6 protein-coding genes are annotated in these 6,244 nt (G+C 63.9%); 4 read left to right on the top strand and 2 right to left on the bottom strand.

Going from position 1 to position 6,244, the window contains the following annotated elements:
* Positions 1–243, bottom strand: a 243-nt coding sequence (locus G522_RS0121595; RefSeq protein WP_026792812.1) for a leucine zipper domain-containing protein, incomplete at its 3' end; no start/stop codon positions are given.
* A gap of 219 nt (positions 244–462) precedes the next feature.
* Here G522_RS0121595 and fabG point away from each other — a divergent pair.
* The 4 genes from fabG (at position 463) to mltG (ending at position 4,983) form a co-directional block, all read left to right on the top strand.
* The gene (fabG, locus tag G522_RS0121590) at positions 463–1,200 is read left to right on the top strand and encodes a 3-oxoacyl-[acyl-carrier-protein] reductase (protein WP_026792811.1); all 738 of its coding nucleotides are present in this window, start codon (positions 463–465) and stop codon (positions 1,198–1,200) included.
* Between the two features lie 402 nt (positions 1,201–1,602).
* A complete protein-coding gene (locus tag G522_RS0121575) occupies positions 1,603–1,839 on the top strand; it encodes an acyl carrier protein (protein WP_026792810.1) in 237 nt (78 codons plus the stop codon).
* Between the two features lie 220 nt (positions 1,840–2,059).
* On the top strand, positions 2,060–3,322 hold the full coding sequence (gene fabF, locus G522_RS0121570) for a beta-ketoacyl-ACP synthase II (protein WP_026792809.1): 1,263 nt from the start codon (positions 2,060–2,062) through the stop codon (positions 3,320–3,322).
* A gap of 356 nt (positions 3,323–3,678) precedes the next feature.
* On the top strand, positions 3,679–4,983 hold the full coding sequence (gene mltG, locus G522_RS28125) for an endolytic transglycosylase MltG (RefSeq protein WP_084633329.1): 1,305 nt from the start codon (positions 3,679–3,681) through the stop codon (positions 4,981–4,983).
* A 71-nt stretch (positions 4,984–5,054) separates the two neighbouring features.
* Here the strand turns inward: mltG and G522_RS28120 are convergent, their stop codons facing one another.
* Positions 5,055–6,239: a UbiH/UbiF family hydroxylase gene (locus G522_RS28120; RefSeq protein ID WP_036840389.1), complete on the bottom strand. Its 1,185-nt coding sequence runs from the start codon at positions 6,237–6,239 to the stop codon at positions 5,055–5,057.
* Positions 6,240–6,244 lie beyond the last annotated feature (5 nt).

The following is a 6,244-nucleotide window of genomic DNA, read 5'->3' as shown; positions in this document are numbered from 1 at the left end:
AGCCGCAATCCGGACGCACACGTCCGTCGCGAGTTGCCTGGGGCTGGTCTTTGGACGAGACGAACGATCGACCATTCCGACCGATCCTTCGACACGAAAGCGCTCAACCCAACGCGACACACTCTTCACGCAAACGCCATAACGGCGGGCCGCTTCCGCCTTCGACAGACGGCCTTCGATCACCGCGACGGCCATTTCCTCTCGACGCAACGGCGTCAGGCGGGCATTCTTGTGGATGTTCATTCGGGGCGATCCTGGAAAACTGAGGTGTGGTAACTCCAGTCTCCAAAATCCGCTCCGAATGGACAACCTCCTGAAAGCTCACAGCTAGAGCCAGGAAGATACTGGCAAATGCGGGAAAACCAGCCGTTACCGCTTGACTCGGCGCGGCCGACGTGGTGTCAGGCCGTCGAGCAAGGCGCCGGCAGCATCCGGCCGGCCGCAAGAACGAGGTGGAAAACCATGTTCGACTTGACTGGAATGACGGCGTTGGTGACCGGGGCCTCCGGCGGCATCGGCGGGGCCATCGCCACCGCACTGCACGCGCAGGGCGCCAAGGTTGCCCTTTCCGGCACCCGTCTCGCGCCGCTTGAAGAGCTGGCCGGCCGGCTGGGCGAGCGCACCCATATCGTGACGGCCAACCTCTCCGACAGAGCTGACGTCGACCGCCTGTTCACTGAGGCCGAGACCGCCCTCGGTCAGGTCGACATTCTCATCAACAATGCCGGCATCACCCGTGACGGCCTGTTCATGCGCATGAAGGACGAGGATTGGGACCAGGTCATCGAGGTCGACCTAACCTCCGGCTTTCGCCTCTCCCGCGCCGCCGTCAAGGGTATGATGAAGCGCCGCTTCGGTCGCATCATCGGCATCACCTCGATCGTCGGCGTCACCGGCAATCCCGGCCAGGGCAACTATGCCGCTGCCAAGGCCGGCATGATCGGCATGACCAAGGCGCTGGCCGCCGAGGTGGCGACTCGCGGCATCACCGCCAACTGCGTGGCGCCGGGCTTCATCGAAACGCCGATGACCGACGCCCTCAACGACAAGCAGAAGGAAGGCACTCTGGCCGCCGTGCCGATGGGTCGCCTCGGCACCTCCGAAGAGATCGCCGCAGCCTGTGTCTATCTTGCGAGCCGTGAGGCCGCCTACGTCACCGGCCAGACGCTGCACGTCAATGGCGGCATGGCGATGATCTGACGGGCCGCGCTGGCGCCTGCCAGCCCAGCCCAGTTTTTAGGGTTTCGCGAATGGTAAAAGAACCGTTCGCGATCATCGGCGGTTTCGTGAAGGGCCGCTAGTCATCTGGGGCGAAGTGTGTTACCAAGCCCGCGATCTGATCGGGAACCTGTTCAAGGACCCGCCCGAAGGTCGTGAGCACGAGCATTGGCTGAGATCGCCACGATTTCCGAAGGGTTCGGACTTGTTCGACCCCGGGGGCGGGCGATCGGACCAACTTGGGGGCGGTGTCATCAGGCACTGGCATGCTCGACAGCTTCGGTAGCCGGTCTTCGCCGCTACGGCATCGCTTCAGGCGAGGCAGGCGGCGAGTGGCCGACGTCCCGTTCGGCATTGGATTTGGACTGATAAGGATCCGTGAACATGAGCGAAGTCGCTGAAAAGGTGAAGAATATCGTTATCGACCATCTCGGCGTTGACGCCGACAAGGTGGTTCTCGAAGCCTCCTTCATCGAAGACCTGGGTGCCGACTCGCTCGACACCGTCGAACTGGTCATGGCCTTCGAAGAAGCCTTTGGCGTCGAGATTCCCGACGATGCCGCCGAGACGATCCTGACGGTCGGCGACGCCGTCAAGTTCCTCGAGAAGGCGACGGCCTGATTTCCAGACGCGTTCGGCAGAGAAGCAGTTCCTCCCTGAGGGGCTGCTTCCTTTGCTTATCAACGCGTCTTGGGACCGAAGTAAGCTGGCTATCGACGATGTTTCAGTCGTCCGCAGTTCGCTGAGCGGTTCCTCTGCTCCGTCAATTGCGTCCCGTTGCGCGTGTCCTCACCATGGCGACGGACCCGACGGAGACGACCAACAGGGAGGCTCTCGTCCAATGAGACGAGTCGTCATCACCGGTCTCGGCATGGTCACGCCGCTCGGCTGCGGTGTCGAGCAGAACTGGGCCGCTATCAAGGCTGGCAAGAGCGGCATTCGCCGCATCGAGTCCATTCCCGTCGATGATATCGCCTGTCAGATCGCCGGTATCATTCCGCGCGGCGACGGCACGAACGGCACCTTCAACCCCGACCATGCGATGGATCCCAAGGACCAGCGCAAGGTCGACGATTTCATCATCTTCTCGATGGAGGCTGCCCGTCAGGCGGTCGAAGACAGCGGCTGGCAACCGACCGAATACGAAGATCAGGCGCGCTCCGGCGTGCTGGTCGGCTCGGGTATCGGCGGCATCAACGGCATCGTCGAAGCTGGCTACACGCTGCGCGACAAGGGCCCGCGCCGTGTTTCGCCCTTCTTTATCCCCGGCCGCCTGATCAACCTGACTGCCGGCTACATCTCCATCGCCCATGGCTACAAGGGTCCGAACTCGTCGGTGGTCACCGCCTGTTCGACCGGCTCGCATGCCATCGGCGACGCGGCGCGGCTGATCGCCAACGACGAGGCGGACGTGATGATCGCCGGCGGCGCGGAAAGCCCGATCTGCCGCCTGTCGCTCGCCGGCTTCGCGTCGATGAAGGCGCTCTGCTTTGCCTTCAACGATCGTCCGGAACAGGGCTCGCGCCCCTATGACCGCGACCGCGACGGCTTCGTCATGGGCGAAGGCGCCGGCATCGTCGTTGTCGAAGAGCTGGAACATGCCAAGAAGCGCGGCGCCACCATCTATGGCGAGATCGTCGGCTACGGCATGTCGGGCGACGCCTATCACATCACCGCCCCATCCGAAGACGGTGACGGCGCCTACCGCTGCATGAAGGCCGCCCTGCGCCACGCCAAGATCTCGCCCGACGAGATCGGCTACGTCAACGCCCACGGGACGTCGACCATGGCCGACGGCATCGAGGTGGGCGCTGTCGAGCGTCTGTTCGGCGACGCTGCCAAGAACCTTGCCATGTCTTCAACCAAGTCGATGACGGGCCATCTTCTGGGAGCCGCCGGCGCCATCGAGGCGATCTACACCACGCTTGCGGTGCGTGACAGCATTCTGCCGCCGACCATCAATCTCGACAATCCCAACGTCGAGACGCCGATCGATCTGGTCCCGCACAAGGCCAAGGAAAAGAAGCTGCGCTACGCGCTGTCCAACTCCTTCGGCTTCGGCGGTACCAACGCCTCTCTGATCGTCAAGGCTTTCGAAGGCTGATCGTCGGTCAGTCGAGACAAGAGTAAACCGAAGCCGCCTCGCGGCTTCCGGCGCCAAGCGGCGCCCGCGAAGCGAGAGCCAAGGGCCGGAGGTCCGCCGGCGACTGAGGTAAGAAAAGTGGCCCGCCGGACCCAAAGCTCTGGCGGGCCATTTTGATTCGAATCCCGAAAGCTGTGGCAATCACCAAAGCGACGCTTGCCAAGGTTGGAAGCGGTGTGTTGCCTGGAGACTCGCCCGAACGGGCCGGAACGGTGCTTTGCCCCTGGGCATGCGCGCCTTGACGGCCACCGTTCCGTGCTGCTGCCACAATCATGGGCGGAAGTGACGGACCGCGCCCCATGAAGAGATCAAGCCCCATGGACGACAGGCAGGACGCAACCGACACCACCGACGGGAAGACGAGGCTCAACCCGAAGAGCCCGCGCGAGGCCCTGGCACCCGAGCAGGCGCCGCCCTTGCCGCGATCGCGCCGGGCCCGTAACCCGATCGTCGTGGTGATGAACGCCTTGGTGACGCTGCTATTGCTCGGTGTGCTCGCCGCTGGCGTCGTACTCTACTGGGGCAAGCGCGAATTCGAAAAGCCCGGCCCGCTGACCCAGGAAAAGGTCGTGGTCATACCTGCCGATTCCGGTCTCGTCCGTATCGCCGACATCCTGGAGACCGAAGGGGTCATCGAGACCCCCTATGACATGCTGGGCCATTATATTTTCGTTGGCGGCGTGCGTGCCTATCAGCAGCAGGGTCGCCTCAAGGCTGGCGAATACGCGTTCCCGGCCGGCATCAGCATGCGTGGCGTGATGAACATGCTGGTGTCTGGCAAGGCGATCATGCATCAGATCACCTTCCCCGAAGGCCTCACCTCGCAGCAGATCGTCGATCGTCTCAAAGACAGCGAATTCCTCACCGGCCCGGTTCCAACAGTGCCCGCCGAGGGCACCCTGCTACCGGAGACCTACAGCTTCACCCGTGGCGCCTCCCGCAGCCAGATCATCGAGCAGATGAAGACGGCCCATGCCAAGGTGCTGGATGAGATCTGGGCCGGACGCAGTCGCGACCTCCCCTTCTCCGACCCCAAGGAACTGGTGACGCTGGCCTCGATCGTCGAAAAGGAAACGGGCAAGGCCGACGAGCGGCCGCATGTCGCCTCGGTGTTCCTCAATCGGCTTGCGCACAACATGCGCCTGCAATCCGATCCGACGATCATCTATGGTCTCGTCGGCGGTGCCGGAACGCTTGGCCGGCCGATCACCCGCACCGACATCGACAAGCAGACGCCTTACAACACCTATCACATCAACGGCCTTCCGCCGGGGCCGATCGCCAACCCCGGCCGCGCCGCGCTCGAGGCGGTAGCCAATCCGTCCAACACCAAGGATGTCTACTTCGTCGCCGACGGTACCGGCGGCCATATCTTCGCGGCCAGCCTGGCCGACCATAACCGCAATGTTGCCAAGTGGCGCAAGGTAGAGCGTGAGAAGGCCGCAGCCGGCAAGGTGGATGTCGATACCAAGGATCCTGATGCCGTCGATCTACCGCCCGACGCTGAAAGCGATACGCCATCGCCCACCAACGCCAAGCCTGCCGATCCCAACGACCTGTTGGATGGCGAAGCCCCGCGCGACCCCAAGCAGCCGATTCTGCCCCAGCCGAAGCCGGAATAGCCGAATCCACCAAGTCCGGAGCTGCCGGACTTGGTGTCGGGCCGGCACAAACAGCCTGGACAGAAACCGAATTATCGGGCCGCCAGCCCCGCCCGCATCATCAGCCGCCTGACCGGGCCAAGCTCCTTGGCCAGCATCAGGCCGGCGGCGCGGACAAACTGCGTAGGTAGGAAGTCGCTCAAAAGCGATCGGTTGAGCAGATCGACGCCGGTCACCCGACCGATGACATCGAAACGCCGCGCATGACCATAGCTCCTGGCGACCGCCGCGCCATCAAGCGGCTTGCCGGTGGAGGGATGGGTATCGGCGCGGACAATCTTCTCCAGCTTGGCGATGTCGCGCAGCGTCAGGTTGAAGCCCTGTGCCCCAATCGGCGGAAAGCCATGCGCCGCCTCGCCAACCAGGACAACACGGCCAGCGGCCAACTGTCGTGCGTGGAAGCCGGAAATCGGCCAGCGCTGGCGTGGGCTGTCGACGGTCATGGCACCCCAGGCCGAACCGCAGCGACGCTCTATCTCCAGTGCCAGCGCGGCATCGTCGAGACCGGCCATGCGCTCGATCACTTCGGGCCGATCCATCCACACCAGCGACGACCGTCCTGGACCGTGGGGGACGAGGGTGAACGGCCCAGCTTCGGTATGGAACTCGACCGAGGTGTCGTGATGCGGTTCGCGATGGGAGAGCGCCAGTACCAGCGCCTCTTGCGGATAGCTCCAGGACTTCACCTCAATACCAGCCGCCTGACGGACGCCGGAATTACGGCCATCCGCCGCGACCACCAGCGAGGCAGTGACGGCCTCCCCCGAGGAGAGGGTGAGCCGTTCGCCGCCTTCTGAGTGACCAAGCGTTTGGAACAACGTCTGGTAGCGAACAATGCCGCCGCTGCGGGCGGCGACGGCGTCCGACAGCGCGGCAACCAGCGGACCGTTGGCAACGTTGTAGCCAAACAGATCACGTCCGATCTCACGCGCATCGAACGTCACGTCGGGCGCCCGGAACAGACGGCTGGAGGCATCGATGAGGCGCATATGCCGAAGCGGGGCAGCAGCGGCGCGCAGTTCCGACCAAACACCGTGCCGTTCAAGGAAATCAACGGAATCGCCCAGAAGTGCCGTGGTTCGCCAATCATCGACACTGGGACGCGGCGCGATCAGTGCCACACGCGCGCCGGCATCGGCAAGGGCGACGGCAGCGGCAAGACCAGCCGGCCCTCCCCCCACCACGGCGAGGTCGAAATGCTGCGGCGCTTCGCTCATGGGGC

Origin of the sequence: Pleomorphomonas oryzae DSM 16300, from assembly GCF_000422965.1 — a bacterium.
GTDB classification, from domain to species: domain Bacteria; phylum Pseudomonadota; class Alphaproteobacteria; order Rhizobiales; family Pleomorphomonadaceae; genus Pleomorphomonas; species Pleomorphomonas oryzae.
The sequence above is the reverse complement of the archived record's forward strand: the minus strand, read 5'-3'. Positions and strand labels throughout refer to the sequence as shown.